The organism is Brevibacterium antiquum, from assembly GCF_016107655.1.
GTDB lineage: Bacteria > Actinomycetota > Actinomycetes > Actinomycetales > Brevibacteriaceae > Brevibacterium > Brevibacterium antiquum.
This window is the reverse complement of record NZ_JABASX010000006.1, coordinates 218711-245478: the sequence shown is the minus strand read 5'-3', so window position 1 is coordinate 245478 and position 26768 is coordinate 218711. Positions and strand designations below refer to the sequence as shown.

Sequence of the window (26768 nt, the reverse complement as noted above, 5' to 3'; positions counted from 1 at the left end):
GGGCAATGAATCGACGAGGCCCGACGACGTGACGTCGACGGGCCGCCTCGGTGAGGATCGGGTTGATATCAGCCGGTGAAGATTGCGACGGCTTTGATCACGGTCAGGGTCAGGCCCCAAACGAGGCCGCCGACCACGACGACGGTCAAGGTCGAACCGACCGCTTTATAGGTGCCGCCGACAGGGGACTGTGGTGAGCCCTCGGACGGGACGTGTGCTGTCGGAGTGGAGCTGCTCATGAGATGTCCTTCCCTGCTTTCAGTTGTCGTCTTCGAGGGCGGCGGCCTGCTCGGCCTTGACGTCGGCTTCCCGTTCGAAGAATTTCTCCTTGACGGGGCGGACGAGGATGTTGGCGATGAAGCCGATGGCGAGTGCACCGACCATGATGTACATGCCCGGTGTGTAGAGCTCGGGGCCAGTCTTTCCGGCCTTCTCTCCTGCCTCGACGACGGAGTTGACGATGAGGGGGCCTGCCACGCCGGCCGCGGACCATGCGGTGAGCAGGGCACCGTGGATGGCTCCGACCTGGTAGACGCCGAAGAGATCCTTGAGGTAGGCAGGAATGGTCGAGAACCCGCCGCCGTAGAACGAGATGATGACCAGTGTTGCGAGGATGAACAGGACGATGGAGCTGCCCCCGAAGAGCGCTACGACCAGGTAGAGCAGCAGTCCGACGCCGAGGTACATCATGTAGTTGTTCTTCCGGCCCAGGTAGTCCGAGGTCGTCGACCAGATGAAGCGGCCGCCCATATTGCCGATCGACAGCAGCCCCACGAAGCCGGCAGCTGCTGCAGCCGTGATGCCGAAGTAGGACTGAATCATCGGAGCGGCGTTTTCGAGGATGCCGATGCCGGCAGTGACGTTGAGGAAGAGGACCACCCACAGCAGCCAGAACTGCGGTGTACGGATCGCATTGCGAACCGAGACATTGCCCGTGGTCTGCATGGGCTTGGTCGTCGCTTTGGCGGGGTCGAAGTTCTTGGGCGTCCACTCGGGGTGAGGCACGCGGATGACGAAGGCACCGGCGGCGATGACCACGGCGTAGACGATGCCGAGGGTGACGAAGGTCGGAGTCAGACCGGCAACGAGATTCTCCGGTTCCGGACCACCTCCGTAGAGGCTCATCAGCTGGTTCGACATCGGGCTGGCGATGAGTGCGCCGCCTCCGAAGCCCATGATGGCCAGGCCGGTGGCCAGGCCCGGGCGGTCCGGGAACCATTTCATCAGAGTCGAGACTGGAGAGATGTAGCCGATGCCCAAGCCGATGCCGCCGATGACGCCGTAGCCGAGGTAGACGAGCCAGAGCTGACCGGTCATGATTCCCAGTGATGCGATGAAGAAGCCGACGACCCAGCAGGTGCCCGCTGCGACCATTGATGCGCGCGGGCCGTTCTTCTCCACCCAGGGGCCGAAGACGGCCGAGGAGATGCCGAGCATGAGGATCGCGAGCGAGAAGATCCAACCGATCGAGACCTCACCGGCGTCGAAGTGCGTCATGAAGGGGATCTTGAACACGCTGAACGCGTAGACCTGTCCGATGCAGAGGTGGATGGCAAGCGCGGCCGGCGGGATCAGCCACCGGTTGAAGTTCTTCGGCGCGACGATCGCTGATCGCGTGAGGACGGAAGCCATGGAGGGATCCTTAGATTGGTGTGCTCTGCGTGCGACCGTCATCGGTCGCACGTGCTGTGAGGACGAGCGTGTCAGGACGACACGTTTCTGTTCTCCTACAGGTTAGAGCGCACGCAAGGATTTGGCGAGGAACACTCAGGAATTCCCCAAGAATGAGACTCGGGCCTGTGCGGCCCGAGTCTGTGGTGGTCCGAGCTCGATGGCTCGAGTCTGTCGTGCTCTGGTCAGAGGTTGATGGTGACGTCGCCCTGCTTGCGAAGCTTCTTGGCGAACTTCTGAGTCGCTTCAGTCGACTTCTGGCTCTTCACCTGCTTCTCGAGCTGGGGACGCATCTCCTCAAGAGGCGGGACTTCCTGAGCCTGCTGGCCGCCCTGCTGCGCCATCTGCTCCTGCTGCGTCTTCGCCTGCTGGTAGGCCTGGCCGATCTCTTCGCCGCTGACCTTGAACTCGCCGTATTCGTCCTTGATGAGGTCTTCGATCGACAGCTGGGTCTTCAGCTCGGAGTGGACCTTCTTCTCGCCCATGCCCTGCTTCTTCATGGCGGCGAGGAAGTCCTTCTTGCTCATCTGACTGGACTTGGCGGACTCTTCGAGACCCTTGTCGACGTCCTTTTCCGAGACCTTGATGCCGCGCTTGTCGGCTTCCTGGCTGAGCAGCTCGGTGCTCACCAGGTTCTCAGCGGTCTGCGTCTTGAGCTGCTTATCATCGACCTGCTGGCCCGACTGCTGTGACTGCATCTGCATCTGCTGGTACTGAGTCTCGTAAAGGGGGACGAAGTCATCCTTCGTGATCTTCTTGCCGTTGACCTCGGCGACGACCTTGGGGATACCATCGGTGTTCGGCTTGCCTTCTTGGCTCTTGTCCTGTCCCTGGGCCTGGTCTTGCCCCTGCTTCTGCTCAGCCGCGGCGGATGTCTGCTCGTCCGCTGGTTTGTCCTCGGCTGAACCGCAAGCGGCGAAGGACACCACGGATACGGACAAGGCGAGGCCCAGCAGCCACTTGCTCTTCTGCACATTCACTCCTGAAATCGGGATCAGCCTGTCAGGCTAACAGCCGCGATTCACCGAAGTATGTGTGGAGTATGAATATCGCTTGGCAAGCCGGATTGCGGCGGTCGGACATGGAGGCGTCCATGGGGGTGCTCAATGCCTCGGGTCTTCTTCGTGCTACCCCTATGTCGAGTTCGCGATACCCCTCCGTCGAGTCAGCGATACTCCTATGTCGAGTCAGCGATACTCCTATGTCGAGTCAGCGACTGCGGATAGACTCGGATGAATCGGATGTGCGGTCGGCCCCCACCGGAGGCCGGGCTGCGGACGGAGGTGTCCACGGATGCAATCGAAATTTCGCGGAGTGTTCCTGACCTGCGATGACGCCGAGGTGACAGCTGACTTCTACCGGGACGTCGCCGGGGTGCCGGTGGAAGCCGTCAGCAGCGACGAGTACACCTACTGGATGCTGGACATCGACGGCCTCCAGATTGCTCTCCATAACGCAAAAGCCTTCGCGGACTACAGCTATCCGCCCAACCCGGCCTCCAATCTCACCCACCTCTACTTCCGGATCCCCGATCTGGGGGCATTCCTCGATCACGTGAAGAGTGTGGGTGCACCACTCATTGAGGTCGATGATGTTGTCGTCACGGTCGAAGACCCGGACGGTCGGAAGGTCATGTTCGGTACGGAGTGAGATGACCGGTGCGGTTCGAGTCCCGTATGACCCGGTGTGTTCAGAGGTGGGTGAGTCGCTTCACGCCTGTGGGCGGTAGGCCGAATAGACAATGCCGCTGACGAAGGACTTCGAGTCGAGCAGTTGCAGTCGGGGCTGGACGTCCTCGGGGAAGAAGCCGCGGCCACGTCCCTGCCACACCGGATAGGTGAACATCCGGAACTCGTCGACCACCTCGGCGGTGATGAGCGCATGCGCCAGGGTGATGCTGCCGGTGAGAATCACATCGCGTCCGGGCTCTTCGCGCAGGGCGGCGACTGCGTCGACGGGATCGCCGTCGATGATGCTCGAGTTCTCCCAATCGGGTTCGGTCAGGGTGGTCGACACAACCCGCTTGTCGACCCGGTTGAGATGATCGGCGACCCCTGTGGTGTCATCGGTTTGCAAGGGCCAATAGCCACGGAAGTCCTCGAAGGTCTGCCGACCCAGCAGCAGCACATCGTCGTTGGCCGACTGCCGCATGAGCTCGGCGGACAGCTCCTCGTCCTGGGCCTGTGGGTCGAACCAGTTGTCGAGCATTTCGACTCGACCGTCAAGTGTCATGTTCTGGGTGATGATGATGCGCACGGTGGGCTCCTCTTTGAGCGTCGTCAATCAGTCTCGTCGTTGATCGTCTTCGTTTCCACGGTACGCACGACGAAGCCCGAGGTCCATGAGTCCAGAGAGTTCATGGGCCTCGGGCTTCGAGGGGTCGTGGGGATCAGGCGTGGGACTCGGCGTGTGTCGAGGTCTCGACCACGTGCGATTCCGGCTTGCTGCGCTTGATCAGAAGCACGACGAGAGCTCCGGCCAATGCTGCCCCGGCTCCGACGATGAAGCAGGTGCGGAAGGCCGCCTCGGCGGGGATCTCAATTCCATTGTTCGGCACGGTCTGACTTGTCAGGATGATCGCCATCACGGCACCTGCCGCAGTCGTTCCCATCGAGCGCATGAGGGCATTGACGCCCACCCCGGCACCGGCCTCGGAGGCGGGGGAGTTCTCGAGGATGAGCGTTGGCATGGCGGCGTAGCCGATTCCCACTCCGGCGCAGGCGATGCAGGTTGCGACCATGAGCAGCCATGGTGCTCCGGCGAGGAACACTGCGAATATGTACCCGGCGGCGATGACCAAGGCGCCGATCGCGAGGGTCGAGCGGCCACCCAGAGTCGAGAGCAGGCGACTCGAGATAGGGGTGAAGGCGAGCATCATGAGACCGCCCGGAGCCATCCACAGTCCAGCTTGGAGCATCGTCTGACCGAGTCCGTATTCGGTGGTTTCAGGCATCTGCAGAAGTTGGGGGACGACGATGGACTGGGCCATCATCCCGAAGCCGATGAGCAGGGCCGCGATGTTCGTCAACAGGATCGGCCGCTTGATCGTGGTGCGCAGATCGACGAGAGGGTGAGTGTGATGGGCCTCGTAGAACCCCCAGCCGACGAGGACGATGAGTCCGCCGATGATAGATAGGAGCGTCGAAGGCGCCGTCCACCCCCAGTCGTTGCCCTTGGAGACTCCCGTGAGCACGCAGACGATTCCCACCGCGAGGCCGATGGCGCCGAGGAGGTCGAAGCGTCCCCGATCGACGGGGGAGATCTGCGGGAGGAAGAGGGCCGAGAGTACGATCATCGCAGCCGCGAGAACGGCGGAGAGCCAGAACAGCATGTGCCAGTCGAAGGCCTGAGCGATCCAGGCGGCGATCGGAAGCCCCAGCGCTCCACCGACTCCGAGGGTGGCGCTGATGCCGGCCACGGCGGAATTGCGCATCGCCGGTGGTGTCACCTCACGCACGAAGCTGATGGCCACCGGAATGTAGCCCATGGCGAAGCCCTGGAGGATTCGACCGATGAGCACGGGGCCGATGCTCGAGAACAGGGCACAGATGATGGACCCGGCCAACATGATGACTGCGGAGGCGACGAGGATCGGTTTGCGTCCGTAGATGTCAGCGAGTCGTCCGGCGACGGGCATAGCAACACCGCCGGCGAGGAGTGTGGCTGTCACGACCCATGCTGCATTGCTGGCGGGGGTGTCCAGCAGTTGGGGGAGATCCGGTTGGAGGGGGATCACCAATGACTGCATGAGTGCTGCGCACAGGCTGGAGAAGCCGAGAACGATCGCGATGAGAATCGGTCGAGGAGCCGCAGGCCCGCTGTCTCGTTCGGGAGAATCAGTGCTCGTGCGTGGGGAGTTCAATGATCTGGCCTCGTTTTCTCGGAATCGGTTGTGGGAGTATTCCGCGGTCAGATATGTAATTTACATATTTATGACTTATGTAGAATACATTTCTATGGACGAGCGATCAAGCGCGAGACGCAGAATAGTTCGGAGTCTCGGCGAATGCCGAGGGGATCACAGCGATGCGCCAGTTTCCGGAGACCGCCGGGTTGCCGATCTGATCGTGCGACTTGATGCCGCCAGAAGGACCCATGGGAACCAGATGGTTCTCGGTACGGCTGACCTGCGGATCCTGTGGATGTTCTCCGACAATCGGGCTCGTACGCTCAAGGAGATCGCCGAGGAGCTGCGGCTCGAGCAGTCCACGGTCAATCGCCAGATCAATGCCGCGCTCAACACGGGGCTTCTGCACCGCAATCGCCGTGCCAGCAGTGCCGCACACGAGTTCTCTGCTTCAGCCGAGGGACAGCGGGTTTTCGAAGCCGATGTTGCGAAGTCCATGGCTGCCTACCACTCCGGCCTCGAAGCGCTGGGTCCGGACAGCGAGGATTTTCTCGCCGATTTCAGCCGATTCGTTCAAGCGTACGGACAAGCGGTTCGCCCTGACCCCAGCGTTGAGACAGGAGAACCGGGCGAGGGTCGAACTCAGTAGAGTCGAGTTCGCTGCCCACACTGCACCCTGCGCACATCGCTCACACTGCACCCTGCGCACATCGCTCACACTGCATCGAACCGCACGCGAGACGTTGAGCCAGCCATCACTCGAAGAGGAGAACCATGTCCATTCCCGATTTTCGCACCGAAGCTCAGAGCCTGCTGAGCGATCTCCGGGCCCTGCGCCGCACCCTGCATGCCAATCCCGAGCTCGGCTACCAGCTGCCTTTCACTCAGAAGACTGTCCTGGCTGAGCTCGCCGACCTGGGCCTTGAGATCACCACCGGGGAGTCGCTGACCTCGATCGTCGCCGTGCTCAAGGGCGGTCGTCCCGGACCCGCAGTGCTGCTGCGCGGAGATATGGATGCCCTGCCCGTTGTCGAAGACACCGGTCTGGACTATGCGTCGACGAACGCCAACATGCACGCCTGCGGCCACGATATGCACACCGCCGGGCTCGTCGGTGCCGCTCGTCTGCTCGCCGCGCACAGGGAGGAGCTGCCCGGGTCCGTCGTGTTCATGTTCCAACCCGCAGAGGAGGTCGAAGGCGGAGCCGAGCCGATGATCGTCGAGGGTGTGCTCGAGGCTGCCGGTGTCCCCGTCATCGCCGCCTACGGAATTCACGTCGAGGCCGATGTGCGCGGCCGGTTCACGACCAGGGCAGGCACGCTCATGGCCGGCTTCGCCGACCTCAATCTGACCGTTCACGGCGCCGGCGGCCACAGCTCCCAGCCGCAGGCCACCCGAGACCCGGTCCCAGCGGTCGCCGAAATCGCGCTCGCCCTGAACACGATGACGACTCGGTCCTTCGACATCTTCGATCCCATCGTCGTCTCCGTGACGCAGCTCGAGGGCTCACAGGCCAGCAATATCATCCCGGACAGCGCGAAGCTCACCGCCTCGGTCCGTTATCTCTCCGCAGACTCCATCGCACTGCTGCAGGAGCGTGTGCCCGAGATCGCCGAGAACATTGCTCGGGCACACCGGTGCACCGCCGAGGTGAATTTCCGAATCGGCTTCCCCGTGACCGTGAACAACCCCGCCGAGACAGGGCGCGTCCTCGACCGTCTCGGCGAGGTCTTCGGCACCGAGCACGTTCAGGAAATGGCCGTGCCGCGGATGGGTTCGGAGGACTTCTCCTATGTGCTCGAGAAGGTGCCGGGCACGTTCGTGTTCCTCGGAGCCACGCCGGAGGGGGTCGACCCGAACGCCGAGACGAACCATTCGCCCCGGGTGGTCTTCGACGACGGGCTCCTCGGCGACCAGGCTGCAGCCCTGGCCCACCTCGCGTTCGCGCGTCTGGTCGACGAGGTGAGCTAGGGCTGCGCGTAGGGCCTGAGAGTGAAGCACTGAAACGCGGGCGCTGCGCCGAGACCTGGGTGCAAAGAACCCTGGTGCTCGGCGCAGCGCCCGCGTTTCGACGAAGAGGCGGCGAACGGTTGGTAACCTCTGCTCGAAGAATTTCAGCTCTGCAAGCAGAAGTTACCAACCGTTGCTGGGTAGAGGGTTGTGGCTCCCTCGTGCCCTGGAGGCCGTGCGCCCCCAGTGTCCGGATTCCTCAGGCCTTGATCATGCCGTGGGGATCGAGGACGAACTTCTTGGCGACACCCGAGTCGAAGTCCGCGTAGCCCTGCGGGGCGTCGGTGAGGGCGATCGGGGTGGCGTTGACGTTCTTTGCGATCGTGACCTTGTCGCTCAGGATCGCGTGCATCAGACCGCGGTTGTACTTCATGACCGGGCACTGGCCGGTGACGAAGACGTGTGACTTCGCGAACCCGAGGCCGAAGCGCATCGACAGCGATCCCTGCTGGGCTGCCTCATCGGCTGCGCCCGGGTCGCCGGTGACGTAGAGGCCCGGGATGCCCAGGCTGCCGCCGGCTCTGGTGATGTCCATGAGCGAGTTGAGCACGGTCGCCGGGGCTTCTGTCGCCGCATCCTTGCCGTGGCCGCGGGCCTCGAAGCCCACGGCGTCGATGCCGCAGTCGACCTCGGGGGTGCCCAGGATCTGCTCGATCTGATCCTTCGGGTCGCCCTTGGATACGTCGACGGTCTCACACCCGAAGCCGCGTGCCTGTGCGAGCCTGTCCTCATTGAGATCGCCGACGATGACGACCGAAGCGCCGAGCAGCTGCGCCGAGGTGGCCGCAGCGATTCCGACCGGACCCGCACCGGCGACGTAGACCGTCGAACCGATCGTGACGCCGGCGCCGATTGCACCGTGGAAGCCTGTGGGGAAGATGTCGGAGAGCATGGCAAGATCGAGGATCTTCTCCATCGCCTGGTCCTTGTCCGGGAACTTCAGGACGTTCCAGTCGGCGTAGGGGACGAGGACGTATTCGGCCTGTCCGCCGACCCATCCGCCCATGTCGACATAGCCGTAGGCCGAGCCCGGGCGGTCGGGATTGACGTTGAGGCAGATGCCGGTCTGGCGTTCGATGCAGTTCCGGCAGCGACCGCAGGAGATGTTGAACGGCACCGAGACGAGGTCTCCGACCTTGACGAATTCGACGTCACGGCCGACTTCGACGACCTCGCCGGTGATCTCGTGGCCGAGGACGAGCCCTTCGGGTGCAGTGGTGCGGCCGCGGACCATGTGCTGGTCGGAGCCGCAGATGTTCGTGGCTACGGTCTTGAGGATGACGCCGTGATCGACCTTGCGGCCGACATTGGCGGGATGGACGCCGGGCCCGTCCTTGAGGACGAACTCGGGATATTCGGTGTCGATGACCTCGACCTTGCCGGGGCCTGCGTAGCTGATTGCCTTGTTGCTCATCGTTGAGTCTCCATCTGTGTCGCACCGCTGTCGATGTCCAAGAAGCGTCGTCGTCCCATGGTCGGTGGGCGAAAAGGCGGTCAGGAAGCGCCGACGGTTCCTGAAATATCAGTCTGTTATCAGACGTACGAGCAGTCTCGCGGTCACGGGAGACTTCTGTCAATAGGTCCGGTCCCGTACCTCGAGACCACCCACGTCAGGCCGTCCCGGCCGTCCTGCAGCCCGAGACTACCCACGTCAGGCCGTCGCGGGCGTCTCATCGAGGCGGGTTGAGAGGATGTGCCGCGAGGTCGTTCGCAGGTGCGCCAGTGATTCTTTGATGAATGGCGAGTCCCGGCTGCCCGCTCTGACGGCGGCGATGATCTTCCGACTCAGCCTCCCGGAGCCGCTGAGTCGAACCCGTGTCACATTCGCCTCACCCAGTGAACTGGCCAGCCGCGGAATGAGGCTGACTCCGACTCCCGCACCGACGAGTGCGGCAGACGTCTCCCACTCGATGGTCTCGTGGGCGACGGTTGGGGTGACGCCGGCCGCAGTGAACGCCGCAACGAACAGCGCGTGATACGGCGAGCCGGGTCCGGCACTGATCCATTCCTCCCCGGCGAGCTCCGCGAGAGAGACCGACTCACGCTCAGCCACCTCGTGGTCGGAAGGGACCATGACGTCGAGCGGATCGTCGAGGAGATCGATCTTGTCGAAACGCGGGTCCTCCTCGACCTGAACCTCACCCTGCATCGCGACCACCACCGCGAGGTCGATGCGTTCAGCCACGAGGAGCTCGAAGCAGCGTGCCGGGCTGGCCTCGATCACGTGGACTCCGACATCAGGGTGAGCCCCACGCAGCTTCGCAGCCAATGGGGCGAGGAGGTTCGACGAAGCGGTGGAGAACCCGCCGATGCCGAAATGTGAGGGGGTGTGGTCGCCGGCCGTCAGGGACGAGGCTCGAATCTCCTCCCACTCGGCGATGAGTCGGTCGGAGCGGCGGACAAGATGCCGACCCGTCGCGGTCAGGCGCAACCCTCGCCCGTCCTTGACGAGCAGCGTCATTCCCAGTGAATGCTGGAGCTCGCGCAGCTGTCCGGAGACGGCCGAAGGCGAGTAGCCGGTGAGCTCGGCCGTGGCGGCGACGGTACCACAGGCGGCGAATGTGCGAAGCGTGATGAGACGCGGATCGATCATGACACCATTGTGCCCCGAACCATGCGGATAAACCGCATATAATTAATCAGAATCTCCCGCTTTTCCTGCAGTGTTCAGGTCGCTAGTGTCGTTTGTGACAGCACGGATCGAGGCACTGTGCTCCGAGCAGGGAGCCGAAGCCGACGCGCTGTGCAGCACAGCAGCAGACATCAAGGGAGATGGAATTGACCGCAGTGAATCTGGCGCCGACGAAGAAGGGCTTCCCTGCCGGCTTCAGCGCAGAGAGACTTGATGAGATCCGTTCACTGCTCGACACGCGACGCACCGGATTCTCTCTCGAGGCTCCGTTCTACACCGATGACCATCTCTTCAACCTCGATATGCAGGCCATCTTCGGACAGAACTGGGTCTTCGCCTGCAGCGTTGCAGAGATTCCAGAGCCCGGGGATTATGTCACCCTCGACTACGGCCCCTACTCCCTTCTCGTGCTGCGCACCGACGACGGCGGAGTCAACGTCTTACACAATGTGTGCCGCCACCGCGGCGCCCGCGTCCTCACCGAGGCCGCCGGCACCACGGGCAACCTGGTCTGCGGGTACCACTCGTGGACGTACTCGCCCGATGGCCAGCTCATCCACGCCTCGGCGCCGGGTGAGATGGAGTTCGACAAGGCCTGCTACTCGCTCAAGCGTGCGCACGGGAAGATCGTCGCGGGACTCGTCTTCCTGTGCCTGGCCGATGAGCCCCCGGCCGACTTCGACGACACCGCCGCGATCTTCGCACCCTATGTCGCCCCGCACGAGCTGGCGAAGACGAAGGTGGCGTATCAGCAGAACATCATCGAGGAGGCCAACTGGAAACTCGTGATGGAGAACAACCGCGAGTGCTACCACTGCGACGGTCACCCGGAGCTTGCCTGCGCCCTGTTCCCGACCTGGGGGCTGACCGATGACACGATCCCCGCCCACCTCGAGGACGTCTGGGACCGCAATCAGCAGGCGCAGGCCTCACTGGAATACCGGTGCCGTCGCTACGGGCTGCCCTATGAAGTCGTCGAGGAACTCGACACCCGCATCGCCGGAATCCGGATCTCACGCGAATCCCTCGATGGGCAGGGAGAGTCGTTCTCAGCCGACGGCAGACGCCTGTCGAAGAAGCTCCTCGGCGATCTTCCCGATTTTCGCTTGGGTCGCTGCTCCATGCATCTGCAGCCCAACAGCTGGTTCCACCTCCTCGGCGATCATGTCGTGACCTTTACGGTGCTTCCGATCAATGCTCACCAGACTCAGGTGCGCACGACCTGGCTCGTCGCCGACGATGCCGTCGAAGGTGTCGACTACGATCTCGAGACGCTGACACACACGTGGAAGCAGACGAACCTGCAGGACAAGAACTTCGTGGAACTGTGCCAGCAGGGTGCGAGGAGCCCGTTCTACGAGCAGGGCCCCTATATGAAGAGCGAATACCAGGTCGAAGCCTTCATCAACTGGTACGTGACTCGGATGCGGGAGCACGTGGAATGAAGCGCTTCGCCGACTCCACGACTCCGCTGGCACAGCGGATCCGGGGCCTCGAAATGCCATGGAACCGGGTGCTCTCATCCACCACCGGACCTGCCGGAGCCGCCACGGCGCTGGGTCCCTGGCACCCGCAGGAATTCTGGGCCGAATGCGTGGAGACCATCCCCGAAGCGGGCGACATGATGGTCTTCGTGTTCCGGCGTATGGACGGTGCTCCACTGGCATTCCGGTCCGGTCAGTACATCAACATCGACTTTCCCGTGCATGGTCCGGATGCCGAGCCGGTGTCGAGGAGCTACTCGATCTCGAGCGCACCGACGGAACCATGGACGTTCTCCATCACGATCAAACGTGACCCGAAGGGACTCGTCTCGCCTTGGGCGCACGAGTCCCTTCGGGTCGGTGCCACGCTTGAGATGCTGGGGCCGGTGGGAGCCTTCCACCTCGCCGACTACGATCGGCGAGCCCGTTACCTCCTGCTCGCAGCGGGGGCGGGCATCACCCCGCTCATGTCGATGGTGCGTACGATCCATTCACTGCCGGGTCAGGCCGATGTCGTCCTTCTCTATCACGGCTCTGCGCCGGATCGCTTCGCCTTCTCCGAGGAGCTCAACTTCTTAGCCAAGGCCGATTTTCGGATCGAGGTCATCTACACGCTGGGGGATCGGGCGCAGGGGGAGGAGTCGGGCGGTGCCGCCAGTACATGGGTCGGGAAGACCGGCCGCCTTTCGACGGCGCTCCTCGACGAGGTCGTCCCTGATGCCAATGGGCGCCAAGTGTTCGCCTGTGGTCCCGAGGGCTACCTCAACACAGCGACGGACTGTCTGCGCGAGGTCGGCGTGGACGACACCTCGGTGTTCATGGAGTTCTTCTCCGGCGACCGCGCAACCCGTGCCGAATACGCCGAGGAGGTCGCGATCGCAGGCGAGATCGCCGAGGAGATCGCGTCCTCGACCGAGGAGTATTACGAAGCGCAGCCCGCGGCCTTGGAGATGTACGAACCGGAGTACACGGCCGACGGTCCCGTCGAAGTCACCGGCGCCCCATTGGAGGCCGTCGACGCCTTGGCCGAGGTTCCCGTCGAACCGGAGATCGAACTGATCGTGCCTGACGCCGAGGCGGGGGCGGCGGTCGAGACCGACCCGACAGCAGCCTCGGCGGGTGACCCGACAACCGCCTCGGCGGGAGAGGCTGCGGTAGCCGCTGTCGAGCCAGGTGACGAAACTGCGGTTGTCGACCCGGCGAGCTTCGCTACGGTGGGCGAGGGCGAGCACACGATGGCGTTCGTGCGTTCCGGGCTCAACGTCCGAGTCGCCTCCGACGAATTCGTCCTCGACGCCGCCAGGCGCGCGGGAGTGAAGATCGGGGCGAACTGTCAGGAGGGCATGTGCGGGTCCTGCAAGGTCGTCAAGCTCGACGGTGACGTCGACATGAACCATCAGGGCGGCATCCGCGCACGGGAGATCGACGCCGGCAAGTTCCTGCCTTGCTGTTCCACCGCATTGAGTGACCTGGTCATCGACGCCTGACGCGACGGGTTGGGCGCACAGCCCTCTCTGATCGCACCATCTGCACCATTCGCACGACCACAGATTTCGCACCCACCCCAGATTTCAGCTGCACCACAAAGGAGTACACAGTGCCGAATTCCTCACCCTCCTCGTCATCCTCACCATCTTCACCTCGGGTCGTCATCATCGGAGCCGGCATCGTCGGAGCCAACCTCGCCGACGAACTCGCCCAGTTGGGCTGGACCAACACACTTGTGCTCGAACAGGGGCCCTTGAATATCCCTGGTGGTTCGACCTCGCATGCCCCCGGCCTGGTGTTCTCCTCGAACGGTTCGAAGTCGATGACCGAGTTCGCGCAGTACACGATCGACAAGCTGACTTCGCTGACCGGGCCTGATGGTCGCGGTTCGTTCCTGCCCGTCGGTGGCCTTGAGATCGCCACCCAGGACGACCGGCTCCAGGATCTGCACCGTCGTGCCGGTTGGAATCGGTCCTGGGGTGTCGACGCCGAGGTGGTTGATGCGCAGGAGTGCCTGCGGCTGTTCCCTATGCTCAATCCGGACAAGGTCCTCGGCGGGCTTCTGACTCCGGGAGATGGGCTGGCGCTCGCCGCTCGTGGCACCCAGCTGGTCATGGACCGTGCTCGGGCCGCTGGTGTCGAGTTCCGCGACCGCACCACCGTCACCGGTATTGAACAGTCCGGTGGCAAGGTCACCGCAGTGCTGGCCGGCGACGACAGGTTCCCGGCGGACATCGTCGTCTCCTGCGCCGGATTCTGGGGTCCGAAGATCGGTGAGATGGTCGGCACGACGATCCCGCTGCTGCCTCTGGGGCACCAGTTCGCCTGGACAACCGAGGTGCCCAGTCTCGTCGGCAAGAACGAGCAGCCGGCAGGAGCCTCGGCGCCCATTCTTCGCTACCAGGACAAGGATCTGTACTACCGCGAATGGGGCGAGCGGATCGGCATCGGCTCCTACGCCCACCGGCCGATGCCCGTCGACCTCGACACGCTGCGCACCTATTCGCCCGACGAGATCACCGACGAAGTCATGCCCTCGAGCCTGGACTTCACCCCGGAGGACTTCGCCCGAGAGTGGGAAGCCACCAAGGAACTGCTGCCCGAACTGCGCCAGACTCAGGTCCAGCGCGGCTTCAACGGCATCTTCTCCTTCACCCCCGACGGCGGATCGCTCGTGGGGCAGTCCCGAGAAGTCGACGGTTTCTTCGTCGCCGAGGCAGTCTGGGTCACCCACGGAGCCGGCATCGCGAAGGCCGTTGCCGAACTCATCTCACTTGGGCGTTCGAACACGGACCTGTCGGGCATCGACCTCAACCGCTTCGAGGACGCACTGACGACCCCCGAATACGTCAGCGAGACCTCCCAGCAGAACTTCGTCGAGATCTACGACGTCATCCACCCGCTGCAGCCACGGGTCTCGCCTCGGGACGTGCGGCTCAGTCCCTTCAATGACCGGCAGAAGGAGCTCGGGGCATTCTTCCTCGAGACGAACGGGTGGGAGCGCCCGCACTGGTACGAAGCCAACGCTGCGCTGCTCAACGACCTGCCTGAGGAATGGAAGGCTCCTGAGCGTGAGGGCTGGGCGGACATGTTCCACTCGCCGATCGCGGCGGTCGAAGCGTGGAAGACGCGGACAAACGTGGCCATGTATGACATGACCGCTCTCAAACGCTTCGAGGTCAAGGGGCCAGGAGCCGGCGAGCTGCTGCACGGGCTGACCACCTCGTCGATGCTGCGCAAACCCGGTGCGGTCAGCTACACCCTGCTGCTGGATGACGAAGGCGGCATCACCAGCGACATCACCGTCGCGATTCTCGATGAGCAGACCTACCAAGTGGGAGCGAACTCGAACATCGACTTCGCCAACATCACCCGCGCAGCACGGGAACAGTCGGCGGCAGATCCGAGCAAGTGGGCCACCGTGCGCGAGACGACGCAGGGAACCTGCTGCATCGGTCTCTGGGGGCCGCTGGCTCGCGAGGTGATGTCCCAGGTCAGCAAAGACGACCTCAGCAATGATGGACTCAAGTACTTCCGCACCAAGGAGATCACCATCGGCGGCATCCCCGTCACAGCGATGCGCCTGTCCTATGTCGGCGAACTCGGCTGGGAACTCTACACCTCGGCGGACCTGGGGCATCGTCTCTGGGATGTTCTATGGGAGGCCGGCAGAGAATACGGACTCATCGCCGGCGGACGCGAAGCCTTCAACTCGATGCGCCTGGAAAAGGGCTTCCGTTCCTTCGGCTCGGATATGACGAGCGAGCACGAGCCCGTCCAGGCGGGACTCGGCTTCGCGGTCAAGGCCTCGAAGACCGATGACTTCCGCGGCAAAGCTGCGTTGGCGGACCGGGCCGCAGCCGCGACTCAGAAGCTGACGTGCCTGACTCTGGACCGGCGCGAGGACGTGGTCCTGGGAACTGAGCCGGTGTACCTGACCGGTGGGGCAGGCAACGGGTCTGATACAGCCAGTTCCAGTGGTGGTGCCGGGGTTGGTGCTGAGGGCGAGGCGAACGAAGCGGGCAAGGCTGACGGCTATGTCACCTCGGCGTCCTATGGGTACTCGATCGGGCAGACCATCGCCTACGCCTGGCTGCCGAACACCTTGTCCGTCGGCGACGGCGTCGAAATCGAGTACCTGGGACGCAGGTTGCCGGCGACTGTCACCGCCGAGCCCATCTTCGACCCGGAGATGACCCGACTGAAGGGCTGACGAGAAGAAGAGCTGAGGAGCCCCGCACCGACATCATCGAACCAACGCCGCCCTGCCGAGACACCTGTGCAGACATGTGTGTCTCGGCAGGGCGGCGTTGGTTCGCCAAAGTGGGCTGGGGGTGCCAGGCCACCGGTGTTCCATATGGTGGATTCGTATTGACCGATAACTGGGACTGACGAAAGTATGACAGCAAGAGTTACTGTCGACTTCCCCACCTCGGTGGCGGACCCAAAGGAGTGTCCATGCCCAAGCCTGCGATCATCGGTTGGTCCCACGGAAAGTTCGGACGTTCCGAATCTCCTCTTCCCGAGATGATGGCCGAGGTCGCCCGAGGGGCCATTGCCGATGCGGAGCTCGAACCGGCCGACATCGACGTCATCCACGTCGGCGTCTACAACAACGGTCTGTCCAAGCAGGGATTCGAGGCAGCGCTTCCCGGGGTCGTCTTCCCCGAACTGGCCCTCACACCAGCGCACCGGCATGAGAATGCCTGTGCCACGGGCTCGACCGCGGTCTTCGCCGCCCATGATTCCATTGCCGCCGGCCGGCATAAGACTGCCCTGGTCATCGGGGCAGAACGTATGACCCAGGCATCGGGTCATGACGTCAACGAGGTCCTGCTCAGTGCCAGCTACCGGGAAGAAGAGGAGCACTTCAAGTCATTCGCCGGTGTCTTCGGAGAGATCGCCCGCCAGTACTTCGATCGCTACGGTGACCACTCGGAAACCCTGGCCAGGATTGCCGCGAAGAATCATGCCAATGGCTCCCACAATCCGCTTGCCCACATGCAGAAGGACCTCGGCTTCGAGTTCTGCAACACGGTCTCGGCGAAGAACCCCTATGTCGCGGAACCACTGCGCCGCACCGACTGCTCGATGGTCTCCGACGGAGCAGTCGCTCTTGTCATGGCTGCCGAGGATGTCGCCGCCTCAGCACCGCAGGCCGTGACCTGGCGCGGCATGGGCAACGCCAACGACTACTTGCCGCTGTCGAAGCGTGATCCGCTGGAGTTCGCCGGGGGCCGGGCCGCCATGAACCAGGCGCTGAAGGCCGCGGACGTCAACATCTTCGACCTCGACCTGCTTGAGACCCACGACTGCTTCACCATCGCCGAACTCCTCGAATACGAAGCCTTCGGACTCGCCGCACCCGGCCAGGGCCACCGCCTCATCGACGACGGAACCACTGCGGTCGGTGGACGGCTGCCGGTCAACGCCTCCGGCGGACTCAAGGCCAAGGGCCACCCGATCGGCGCCACCGGAGTCTCCATGCACGCGCTCGCCGCCGCCCAGCTCACGGGCCGCTCACCAGGCATCCAGATCAAAGATCCGCAACTGGCCGGAGTCTTCAACATGGGCGGAGCCGCCGTATCCAACTTCGCCTCGATCCTCGAGCGCGCACGCTGATGCGCGCCATCTCCCAGACCTCGCCGGCCAAGGACTTCACACCCACACCTCGGCGAGGGGTCAACGTCTCCCGCTTCCTCACCCAGACGGCCCGTCGGATCCCCGACCGCACCGCGGTCATCGACGACGACCACTCAGTGCGCTGGACCTGGCGGGAACTCGACGACCGGGCAGAGGCACTGGCACTGGCCCTCCAAGACGGGGGAGTGGGCAGGCGTGACACCGTCCTCCTCGTCTCGGCCAACCACGCCGAGGTGATCCAGTCCTTCTGGGGCATCATCCGTGCCGGTGCCGTCATCGCCCCACCGAATGCGGCCCTGTCGACCGAGGAACTGCTGAGCATCTCGTCCGATGTCGCACCCGCAGCCGTCATCGTCGACCGCGCCCACGCTGACTTCGTTGAAGCGCTGAAGCAGGCAGGCTTCACCGGTGCCGTGCTGTGGATCGGCGAGCTGCCACATGAACTGCCCTCATCGAGCGGACCAGTTAGCGTCGAACGAGCAGGCTATAAAGGGTCCTCTCGACGCGAAGTGGTCCGCTCGATGGAAGCGGACGGAGAAGGGGTCCGCTCGAGCTCGGCTGCCCAGGGCGACGCGTCGTCGCCGACTGCTGCGGCTGCGGCACGTGACGAGATCGGAGAATTCGCGGTCGAGGAGGATGACCCCTGCTGGTACTTCTTCACCTCCGGGTCCACGGGCAAACCCAAGGCCGCGACGTTCACGCACCGTCACCTCGGCGCCGTGCTCATGAATCATCGCTGCGATCTCTTTCCCACCGAGGACGAGAACGGGGCCTCGCTCGTGCTCGCGCCTCTGTCACATGGGGCGGGAATCCATATGCTCGCGCAGGTATTCGGCGGCACACCGTCGGTCATCCACCCTGGTGGCAAGGTCGATTCGGCCACCCTGTGGGACTCGATCGACGGCTATGAGATCACCAACGCCTTCACGGTCCCGACCATTCTCAACCGCATCGTCGCCGGTTACCCCGCAGACCGCGGGCCGGGCGATCACAGCCTCAAGCGGGTCATCTACGCGGGTGCTCCGATGCTCGCAGCCGACCAGTCACGGGCCCTTCAACGCCTTGGTCCCTGCTTGGTGCAGTACTTCGGCCTCGCCGAGGTGACCGGTGCGATCACAGTCCTGCGCCCCGAGGAGCACGGAACGATTCCCGTCGACTCCGCCGGCATCGGCACCTGTGGCAGAGCCCGCACCGGAGTCGACATCATCATCCTCGACGAGACCGGAGCCGAACTTTCATCCGGTGAGCAGGGCGAGGTCTGCGTGGGCGGGCCCACTGTCTGCGCCGGCTACCTGGGACGCGCCGACGCCAACGCCGAATCCTTCGCCCATGGCGTCTTCCACACCGGCGACGTCGGCTACCTCGACGAGTCGGGTTTCCTGTTCCTCACCGGCCGCAAATCCGATATGTACATCTCCGGTGGGTCGAATGTGTACCCGCGTGAGATCGAGGAGCTTCTTCTCACCGACGCCGAGGTGGCTCAGGCCGTCGTCGTGGGCGTGCCCGATGCGCAGTGGGGAGAGATCGGAATCGCGATCGTCGAGCAGGCGAGCAGCGGCGGCAAGTCGAATGCCGGCGCCGACCCGGGCGCCGACCCGAGTGCCGACCCCAGCACCGCCCCGAGCGCCGGAACGGACCCGAGCGAGCGTCTGCGTGCGCTGTGCAAGTCCACGCTGGCGGCGTATAAGGTGCCCAAGGAGATCCATTTCGTCGCGGCGATGCCCGTCACCGCCTATGGGAAGCTGGCTCGCAAGGAACTCAGAGCCGAATACTCACAAGGGCGGGGGAGCGCACGATGAGCGATCTCAAGGACAAAATCGTCATGGCCATCGGCTGCGGCACGCCGGACGGGCAGGTCAACAACGGCTTCGCCGCAGCGAAGGCGTTCCTTGCCGCAGGTGCGAAGGTCTGCATCGTCGACCGTGACACTGTCGCCCTCGACCACGCTCAGGCTGCTCTCGCCGGAACCGGAACCGGCCCCGGCGGTTCGCACGCGACGGGGAACCTCCTCGGCGAGGCCGAACCTGGTGCTGACCTGGACTCGCGGGTGACCACGGTCGTCGCCGATGTCGGGGACGAGGCATCACTATCAGCGGCCTTCGACCACTGTGCGAGCAGCCTCGGCGAACCCACGGTGTTGCATTACAACGTCGGCATCGTCGTCAACGGCGGACTCGATACCTTGGAGACGGCTGCCTTCGCCAAGGCCCTCGACATCAACCTCACCGGAGCCTTCGCCGCGATGCAGCAGGCACTGCCCTATATGCGCAGGGCCGGAGGCGGATCGATCATCACGGTCTCCTCGGTGGGTGGAATGCGCTACATGGGCTACGACTACCCCGCCTATGCCGCATCGAAGGCCGGACTCATCGAACTCACGAAGGTCGTCGGCGCCCAATACGCAGCTGAGGGCATCCGCGCGAACTCGATCGCTCCGGGCCTCATCGAGACACCGCTCATCCACAACTCGATCAGCGGCCATTACGATTCGGTCGAAGACATGCTCTCTGCCCGGCACGCACTCTCCCCGACTGGGAAGATGGGCCAGCCGGAGGACATTGCGAAGCTCGCTGTGTTCCTCGCCTCGGACGACTCGAGCTATATCAACTCCACACTCATCCCCGTCGACGGCGGACTCGTCCACTTCGCCGGCACCCCGAAGACCTGACCCGGACGACCTGACCCCGGAGACCTGATCAGATCCCGGGCCTGAACAGATCGACAGAACCAGCCGTGACGAAGCAGTCGCGACGATGAAGACAGACAGGAACAACTCAATGATGGAGGCAAGGGTGCCGACAACACCGACGAAGAGGACCATGCTTGCCTGGTTCGCCGTGCTGGTCACGCTCGTGCTGCTGGTCAGCGGGTGCGGAACGAACTTCGGCACGACCGAGGACGGGAAGCAGAAGTACCGGTGGAAGATGACGGTCACGACCGGTTCCACGAGCACCTGGTACATCGCGGCGGAGAAGTTCGCGAAGGACCTCGAAGAGGAGACGAACGGCCGCATCACCCTGAAGGTCTTCGGCAACGAACGTCTCTCCGCCGGTGAGGCCACCGCAGGCGTCGAGCAGCTCATGGACGGGGCGAAGGACTTCTCCTACAACTCGCCGATCATCTACTCGGCCGTCGACCCGCGCTTCGGCACCGTCACCGCCCCCTTCATCTTCGACAGCGTCGAAGATGGGCAGAAAGCACTGGCGGGCACGGGCGGAGAGGTCTACGCCGACTACCTGTCCGAGCACGGCGTCCACCTGCTGGGCTTCGGCGAATCGGGGATGCGTCAGCTCACGAACACCCACCACCCGATCCACACTCCAGATGACCTGCACGGACTCAAGTTCCGCATCCCCGGCTTCGGTCTCTACACCGACCTGTACCGGGCGCTGGGCTCCAACCCGACGACCATGCCCTTCGGCGAGGTGTTCACCGCACTGCAGCAAGGCGCGATCGATGGCCAGGAAAACCCGATCGACGTGATCTACTCCTCGAACCTGCAGGAGGTCCAGCCCTACCTGACCCTGTGGAACTACTCCTATGACCCGCTGGTCTTCGGCGTCAACGAGGACCTCTTCGATTCCCTCGACGCCGAGGATCAGGAACTCGTGAGCCGCCTGGCCAAGGAGACCAATGAGTTCCAGATCAAGAAGAACCGCGATGGCGAGGAGAAGCTGATCAAGGAGCTCAAGGACAGCGGCATGGAGGTCAACGAACTCACCGAGTCCGAGAAGGACGAGTTCCGCACCACCCTGGAACCGCTGTACGCCCAATACCGCAAGATCTGGGGCCAGGACATGTCCGAAGCGTTCATTCCGGAAGGACTCTGAGATGAAAATCGTCAAATGGTTCGAAGACTGGGTCGTCATCGCCTCGTTCATGGTGATCGTCCTCGTCACCTTCGTCAACGTCGTCTCCCGCTACACCTTCCAAGCCTCGCTGGCCTTCAGTGAGGAGATCACGATCAACCTCCTCGTCGTGCTCACGATGATGGGAGCGGTCGTGGGCATCCGCCTCGGCGCTCACCTGGGTTTCACCTACCTCGTTGAGAACGCGAAGCCGAAGATCCGCAGATCCCTCATCATCATCGGCGCGGCCCTGATGATCGTCTTCCTCGCCGTCCTCCTCATCTGGGGCTCCGAGATGATGATCCACCAGGCCATCCGCGGCCGCGCGACCCCATCACTGGGCATCCCGCAATGGCTGTTCACGCTGTCCATCCCGCTGGCCGGGCTGCTCGGAATCGTCCGCACCCTGCAGGCCGCTCGTGTGTCGCTGCATGAGGACACCTCCGCCGAGGCGGTCGCGCAGCGCATGGCGCAGGAGGCCGCCCCCGTCATCGACGCTGCAGAGCTGAAAACCCCTCCCACCGACCGTCAGGAAGGCCGCAAATGATCACGCTGCTGCTGTTCGGAAGCTTCTTCCTGTTCCTCGCCCTGGGCATCCCGGTGGCGTTCGCCCTCGGCCTGTCCGCCGTCACGGTGCTCATCACCACCGACGGTCTCCAAGTTCTGGACGTGGTGCCCTCGGTGATGTTCCCGTCGCTGAGTTCGGGCACGCTGCTGGCGATCCCGTTCTTCGTCCTCGCCGGCATCGTCATGCAGTACACGGGCATCTCGCAGCGCCTCGTCGACCTCGCGTTCTTAGTCTTCGGTCGCTTCAGCCACGGCCTGGCCGCGGTGACGATCATCTCCGCCTTCTTCTTCTCCGCGATCTCCGGATCCGGACCGGCCACAGTGGCCGCGATCGGCGCGATCCTCATCCCCGCCCTGATCCGCAACGGATACCAGAAGAAGCACGCAGTCTCCCTCGTCGCGGCCTCCGGGTCGATGGGCATCGTCGTTCCACCCTCGATCGCGTTCATCATCTTCGCCGTCGTCGCCTCGGAGTTCGGGTCGATCTCGATCACGCGGCTCTTCATCGCCGGCATCGTGCCCGGCGTGATCATGGCCGTGGCGTTCTTCATCGCCGCGCTCTTCGTCCCCCGCGTTCGTGAGCTCGCGGGCCTGCCCGTGAAATCGGGCAAGGGGCTGCTGGCTGCAGGGCGTGAGCCCGCAACCACCACCGGCGCCGAGGTGGCCGTGTCCTCGGCGTCGACCGCATCGTCGACGACAGCGTCGTCCTCGGCGGCAGGAGCCGGTGGCACCAGTGCGACGAAGACCCGTCTGTTGAAAGCGAACAGGGCTGGAGCGCCCGTGTCGACGAGCCGCTCGGCCACCTCGGCGGGCACCGGTGTGACGACCGGCTCCGGGAACACAACCGGCGACGTGACCGGCACAGCCGCGCCTGCCGAAGGCAGCTTCGGCGAATTCCTCGCAGCCCTGGTCAAAGCCATTCCGGGTCTGCTCATCCCCGTGATCATCCTCGGCGGCATCTACGGCGGAATCTTCACCCCCACGGAGGCCGGTGCCGTGGCGTCGGTGTTCGCACTGTTGGTGGGTCTCTTCGTCTACCGCGAACTGAAATGGCCTGACCTGCCCAAGGTGTTCCTCGAGTCAGGTGTCTCGACGGCCGTCATCATGTTCATCGTCGGCGTGGCCAGCCTCTTCTCCTACGTCATCACGGTCGAAGGCATCGCCGAGACGGTGTCGACAGCGGTGCTCGGGGTCACCGACAACAAGTTCGTCATCCTCGCGGTGATCACCATCATCCTGCTCATCGTCGGCGCCTTCGTCGACGCGATCAGCGCGTTCTACCTGTTCATCCCGATCCTCGTGCCCATCCTTCTGGCCGTCGGCGTGGACATGACGACGATCGGTGTGTTCATGACCGTCAACCTCGCGATCGGCCTGTTCACACCGCCCGTGGGACTCAACCTCTACGTCGGAGCCGGCATCGGCAAGATCAGACTCGAGGAAGTGATCCGCGGGATCATGCCGTTCCTCATCTGCGCAATCATCGCCCTGCTCTTCATCACCTACGTCCCGGCGATCTCGAACTGGCTGCCCGACCTCCTCGGCGTCGGCTAGCTTAAGACCCGCCCACCACACCACTGACACACTTGAGGAGAACCATGGAACCTTATCTGCTGACGAATAGATCGGCCCTGGTCACAGGTGCCGCCCAGGGCATCGGTCTGGCCATTGCGACCTCCCTGGCCAGGCGCGGAGCCTCGGTGGGGATCGTTGATCTCAAGGGTGCCGAAGCGGCTGCCGAAAGTCTGTCCCAGCAGTGTCCGGAGCAGACGTTCACCGGTTTCGAACTCGATGTCCGCGACGCCGAGGCGGTCACCGCTGCCGTCGGATCCTTCGTCGAAGCCTCCGGTGGGATCGACATCCTCGTCAACAACGCAGGCACGGCGGCTCGGATCGGGATCGACGAGATGACGGCCGAACAGTGGCAGCGGGACCTCGACACCAACCTCGGCGGGACCTTCAATTTCATCAAGGCCGCCGTGCACCCGCACATGCTCCATTCCGGTGCAGGATCGATCGTCAACATCTCCTCGATCTCGGGAATCAACGGCGGCGCCATGTCCGATGGTGAGGCCGGTGCTCGATCGGGACCGGCCTATGCGGCGAGCAAGGGCGGGATCATCGCGCTCACGAAGTGGGTGGCCAAGGAGTACGGGCGGCAGGGAATCCGCTGCAACTCGGTGGCTCCGGGCCCAGTGGAATCCGCGCTCACCGCAGGGCAGGACTACGACACCTCGAACCAGGCCCTGGATCGCATGGGCACACCCGGTGAGATCGCCGAGGCGGTCGCCTACCTCGCCAGCGATGGCGCCGCATTCACCACCGGTCAGATCTTGCGCATCGACGGTGGGGCCGTGATGTCGTGAACTCACCAGCTTCACCACCGTCGGCGGCCTCGCTCCCGAACGGCGTTCTCGACGTCTGCTCCATCGGGTTCACCCCGATCAAGGGGACTCGGCACCAGTCGCAGCCCGAGGCCTCGTTCGACGAGCACGGACCCGTGGGGGACCGGCGCTACTGCCTCGTCGACACCGACACACGGCGGGTCCTGCGGACCGTGCAGAACCCGTCGCTGGTCGCGGTCGTTGCGGCGTTTCACGGTGCCCAGCTGGAGACCTCGCTGCCCGACGGACGGTCGGTCTGCGCTGTACCGGAGGCCTCGGGTGAGGTGCTGACCTGCGATTACTGGGGCAGACCCGTCGCAGCTGAACTGATGCAGAGCCCACATGATGCGCTGCTGTCCTCGTGGCTGGGCAAGCCTGTGCGTCTGGCTCATGTTCCACGTGGAGACGTCGTCTTCGGGGAGCCGATCACGATCGTGACCACGGCCTCCATCTGCGATCTCGGCGAGAGACTCGGGCATCCCGATCTCCTTGCCGAAGCGGCTCGATTCAGGGCGACGCTGCTCGTCGAGACGGACGTCCCCTATATAGAGGAGACGTGGAACGGCCGCAAGATGACTTTCGGCGAGATTCGCATTCGGGTCGGAGGGCCGATCCCACGCTGTGCGGTCATGGATCTTCATCCCGTCACCGGTGCGCGCGGCTCGCGGTTGCTGACGTCACTTGCCGCCTACCGACCCAGAAACGACGCTGGTGAACCCCATTTCGGGGTCTATGGGCAGGTCATCGACGTACCCAGAAGCTGACCGCAGAACGCGTGTGCCTGCAAAATGTTTGGGGCTAGCCGTTCACATCGACAGCACCAGGAGTTCGAAGGTCACAGCCACAGGGTTCGCCCCGAGGGTCAACTCTCCTGCGTGAACTTCGCCGGCGACATCGACGACTTCGCCCTCGAGGCTCACCTGCGGGTTGTCACCCAGAGCACCGCCGATCGAACCCGTCAGGTGAGTGAACTCCACGGCCGGCCATGGAGCTGTTCCATCAATGAAGACGGCGCCGGTGGTGCTGCCGAGACTGGCCCGCACCTCGGCGGTCTCGAAGCCGGCGGCACGGCAGATGGCCACGATCGCGTCATCGATGAGCTCACCGGGACGGACACGGGAGATGACCGCATCGGTCGATGCCGACACTGACGCCGACGCCGAAACTTGAGCAGACTCCGTGGCGGGGGAGCGCATCGCAGTCGGCGCGAACGCGAAGAACCCGGTCTCGGGGTCGGCTTCGCTGAGCTGCTGCGCATCGGCGAGGGCAAAGACGCGCAGGCGCATACCCGTCGGTCCGACGAGCGTGCCGGGCAGCAGATGACCACCTCTGACCACGCCTTCCTTGGTCAACCAGGAAGCGTGAATATGGGCGAACGCAACACCGCCCTTCTTACCCACCGTCGCCGAGGCATGCTGCAGCTCTGCTGCCCCATCGTGGTGGAACTCGGAGGTGAAGGACATGGGGTGCTCGGCGTCGGGGCCATAGGCCGGGTAGACGTAGTCGATCCGACCGAACTCACCGTCGGTGAACTCCACCATCAGCCCGGAGACATCGAGTGCTTCGAGGAGGCCGGTCACGGAGTCGAAGAGATCATCGCCGGCGGCGATATCGATGAGATGCTCGCTCTGACGGGTCGGCACCGAGACGATTCTCGGACTCGGCCGGGGCCCTGCATGGATGACGACGTCACCGGGCTCGCCGAGGCGGTAGCCGGGAGACTCGAGTGCGCTGATGGTGTCGTGTGGTTGCGCAGTGTTGTCTGTCATGTCTGGTCCTCCCCGCTCGCGCTGTTCACAGCCTCGGCGATCTGGCGAGCTTCGTGTTGGAGAAGCTCGGCGAGTTCGAATACACGAGCCCCGGTCATACGCTCCTCGATGCTGGCGATCGACAGGGCCGCGCGCGGCTTTCTGCCCTTGACCCGCAGCGGCACGCCGATCGCCCACGATCCCTGAGCGAAGAGCCCTGGGTTGTGGACGAACCCGTCGTGACGGCCACGGCGGATGATCTCCTTGAGTCTGGGCACAGAGACTTCGGGGTAGCGGTCGGCGAATATTCTTGAGTTGGCGTCGAAGGAGGCGTCCACCTCGGCGTCGGAGAACTGGGTCATGATGGCAAGACTTCCGGCGCCGATGCCCAAGGGGTGGCGATCGCCCACGGCCAGGGCGTTGTTGAAGATCGGGCCGAAGCCGTCCTCGCGGCGGGCGCAGATCGAGTAGCTGCCGGTGCGCATCGTGAGGAAAGCAGTGTCCTGAGTGAGCTCGGCGAGCCTGAGCAGACTCGACTCGGACTCTTCAATCGCGGGGTCGGCGGACTTCTGGGCCAGCTGTCCCATGATCTGGGACTGCACGCCGAGGCGGTAGCCGCCGTCCTCGCATCGTTCCACGTATCCCATGGCGATGAGGGCGTTGAGCATACGATGCACGCTGGCCTTGGGGCGACCGCTGATGGCCACGATCTCGCTGAGAGGCGCGCCGTTGGGGTTCTCGCTGCTGATGATGCCGACGAGTCCCAGCAGGGACAGGGCACGCTGGATGCTCTGGGCTCCAGTGCCCGGCCCCAGGTCGTCGACGGCGTGAGCGACGTTGAATGATGCGGAACGGCGCATGATCCGCCCGCGCATCTTCATCCGGTCGAGATCGTGTGTCTGCGCTTCATTGCCCATGCCCCGATTATCGGCTGTTGCGGGTCAAG

At 63.9% G+C, this 26768-nt stretch carries 23 protein-coding genes; 14 read left to right on the top strand and 9 right to left on the bottom strand.

Annotation, left to right across the window (positions count from 1 at the left end):
- Positions 1–68: 68 nt before the first annotated feature.
- From JFC13_RS12090 to JFC13_RS12080, 3 genes are all read right to left on the bottom strand, one after another.
- The gene (locus JFC13_RS12090; protein WP_198397318.1) at positions 69–239 is read right to left on the bottom strand and encodes a hypothetical protein; all 171 of its coding nucleotides are present in this window, start codon (positions 237–239) and stop codon (positions 69–71) included.
- A 19-nt stretch (positions 240–258) separates the two neighbouring features.
- Positions 259–1632: an L-lactate MFS transporter gene (locus JFC13_RS12085; RefSeq protein WP_198397317.1), complete on the bottom strand. Its 1374-nt coding sequence runs from the start codon at positions 1630–1632 to the stop codon at positions 259–261.
- 224 nt (positions 1633–1856) lie between these two features.
- Positions 1857–2645: a SurA N-terminal domain-containing protein gene (locus tag JFC13_RS12080; protein ID WP_332839400.1), complete on the bottom strand. Its 789-nt coding sequence runs from the start codon at positions 2643–2645 to the stop codon at positions 1857–1859.
- 319 nt (positions 2646–2964) lie between these two features.
- Between JFC13_RS12080 and JFC13_RS12075 the strand changes: the two genes are divergently transcribed.
- Positions 2965–3321, top strand: coding sequence for a VOC family protein (locus tag JFC13_RS12075; protein ID WP_198397316.1), 357 nt, complete (start codon positions 2965–2967; stop codon positions 3319–3321).
- 60 nt (positions 3322–3381) lie between these two features.
- Here JFC13_RS12075 and JFC13_RS12070 read toward each other — a convergent pair whose 3' ends face one another.
- Entirely contained in the window at positions 3382–3927 is a 546-nt protein-coding gene (locus JFC13_RS12070; RefSeq protein ID WP_198397401.1) for a dihydrofolate reductase family protein, read from the bottom strand.
- Positions 3928–4060: 133 nt separating this feature from the next.
- Positions 4061–5533, bottom strand: a complete 1473-nt coding sequence (locus JFC13_RS12065) for an MFS transporter (RefSeq protein WP_198397315.1) — start codon at positions 5531–5533, stop codon at positions 4061–4063.
- A 244-nt stretch (positions 5534–5777) separates the two neighbouring features.
- Here JFC13_RS12065 and JFC13_RS12060 point away from each other — a divergent pair, with 244 nt between their 5' ends.
- Positions 5778–6167, top strand: a complete 390-nt coding sequence (locus JFC13_RS12060) for a MarR family transcriptional regulator (RefSeq protein ID WP_198397314.1) — start codon at positions 5778–5780, stop codon at positions 6165–6167.
- Positions 6168–6292: 125 nt separating this feature from the next.
- The gene (locus JFC13_RS12055) at positions 6293–7489 is read left to right on the top strand and encodes a M20 metallopeptidase family protein (RefSeq protein WP_198397313.1); all 1197 of its coding nucleotides are present in this window, start codon (positions 6293–6295) and stop codon (positions 7487–7489) included.
- A gap of 238 nt (positions 7490–7727) precedes the next feature.
- On the opposite strand, the gene fdhA is transcribed toward JFC13_RS12055, so the two are convergent.
- Both fdhA and JFC13_RS12045 read right to left on the bottom strand, forming a co-directional pair.
- Entirely contained in the window at positions 7728–8942 is a 1215-nt protein-coding gene (fdhA, locus tag JFC13_RS12050; protein WP_198397312.1) for a formaldehyde dehydrogenase, glutathione-independent, read from the bottom strand.
- Between the two features lie 237 nt (positions 8943–9179).
- Positions 9180–10121: a LysR family transcriptional regulator gene (locus JFC13_RS12045; protein ID WP_101570094.1), complete on the bottom strand. Its 942-nt coding sequence runs from the start codon at positions 10119–10121 to the stop codon at positions 9180–9182.
- Positions 10122–10300: 179 nt separating this feature from the next.
- Between JFC13_RS12045 and JFC13_RS12040 the strand changes: the two genes are divergently transcribed.
- The 11 genes from JFC13_RS12040 to JFC13_RS19900 all read left to right on the top strand — a co-directional run bounded on the left by JFC13_RS12040 (position 10301) and on the right by JFC13_RS19900 (position 24838).
- On the top strand, positions 10301–11605 hold the full coding sequence (locus JFC13_RS12040; protein ID WP_198397311.1) for an aromatic ring-hydroxylating oxygenase subunit alpha: 1305 nt from the start codon (positions 10301–10303) through the stop codon (positions 11603–11605).
- Positions 11602–13131 carry a flavin reductase family protein gene (locus JFC13_RS12035; RefSeq protein WP_198397310.1) on the top strand — a complete coding sequence of 510 codons (1530 nt, stop codon included), beginning with the start codon at positions 11602–11604 and terminating at the stop codon, positions 13129–13131. Before JFC13_RS12040 ends, JFC13_RS12035 begins: the two co-directional genes overlap by 4 nt.
- Positions 13132–13241: 110 nt before the next feature.
- Positions 13242–15845 carry a GcvT family protein gene (locus JFC13_RS12030; RefSeq protein ID WP_198397309.1) on the top strand — a complete coding sequence of 868 codons (2604 nt, stop codon included), beginning with the start codon at positions 13242–13244 and terminating at the stop codon, positions 15843–15845.
- Positions 15846–16090: 245 nt separating this feature from the next.
- Positions 16091–17254, top strand: coding sequence for a thiolase domain-containing protein (locus JFC13_RS12025; protein ID WP_198397308.1), 1164 nt, complete (start codon positions 16091–16093; stop codon positions 17252–17254).
- The gene (locus JFC13_RS12020; protein WP_198397307.1) at positions 17254–19074 is read left to right on the top strand and encodes an AMP-binding protein; all 1821 of its coding nucleotides are present in this window, start codon (positions 17254–17256) and stop codon (positions 19072–19074) included. Before JFC13_RS12025 ends, JFC13_RS12020 begins: the two co-directional genes overlap by 1 nt.
- Positions 19071–19943, top strand: a complete 873-nt coding sequence (locus JFC13_RS12015) for an SDR family NAD(P)-dependent oxidoreductase (RefSeq protein ID WP_198397306.1) — start codon at positions 19071–19073, stop codon at positions 19941–19943. The genes JFC13_RS12020 and JFC13_RS12015 overlap by 4 nt, the downstream gene beginning before the upstream one ends.
- Positions 19944–20052: 109 nt before the next feature.
- Positions 20053–21105, top strand: a complete 1053-nt coding sequence (locus JFC13_RS12010; RefSeq protein WP_232488538.1) for a DctP family TRAP transporter solute-binding subunit — start codon at positions 20053–20055, stop codon at positions 21103–21105.
- Position 21106: 1 nt separating this feature from the next.
- Positions 21107–21670 (top strand): TRAP transporter small permease, encoded by a 564-nt coding sequence (locus JFC13_RS12005; RefSeq protein WP_198397305.1) that lies wholly within the window; start codon positions 21107–21109, stop codon positions 21668–21670.
- Positions 21667–23244: a TRAP transporter large permease gene (locus JFC13_RS12000; protein WP_198397304.1), complete on the top strand. Its 1578-nt coding sequence runs from the start codon at positions 21667–21669 to the stop codon at positions 23242–23244. Before JFC13_RS12005 ends, JFC13_RS12000 begins: the two co-directional genes overlap by 4 nt.
- 44 nt (positions 23245–23288) lie before the next feature.
- Positions 23289–24056 (top strand): SDR family NAD(P)-dependent oxidoreductase, encoded by a 768-nt coding sequence (locus tag JFC13_RS11995; RefSeq protein ID WP_198397303.1) that lies wholly within the window; start codon positions 23289–23291, stop codon positions 24054–24056.
- The gene (locus JFC13_RS19900; protein WP_198397302.1) at positions 24053–24838 is read left to right on the top strand and encodes an MOSC domain-containing protein; all 786 of its coding nucleotides are present in this window, start codon (positions 24053–24055) and stop codon (positions 24836–24838) included. The genes JFC13_RS11995 and JFC13_RS19900 overlap by 4 nt, the downstream gene beginning before the upstream one ends.
- A gap of 42 nt (positions 24839–24880) precedes the next feature.
- On the opposite strand, the gene JFC13_RS11985 is transcribed toward JFC13_RS19900, so the two are convergent.
- Both JFC13_RS11985 and JFC13_RS11980 read right to left on the bottom strand, forming a co-directional pair.
- On the bottom strand, positions 24881–25843 hold the full coding sequence (locus JFC13_RS11985) for a PCC domain-containing protein (RefSeq protein ID WP_198397301.1): 963 nt from the start codon (positions 25841–25843) through the stop codon (positions 24881–24883).
- The gene (locus JFC13_RS11980) at positions 25840–26739 is read right to left on the bottom strand and encodes an IclR family transcriptional regulator (protein ID WP_198397300.1); all 900 of its coding nucleotides are present in this window, start codon (positions 26737–26739) and stop codon (positions 25840–25842) included. The genes JFC13_RS11985 and JFC13_RS11980 overlap by 4 nt, the downstream gene beginning before the upstream one ends.
- Positions 26740–26768: the final 29 nt, after the last annotated feature.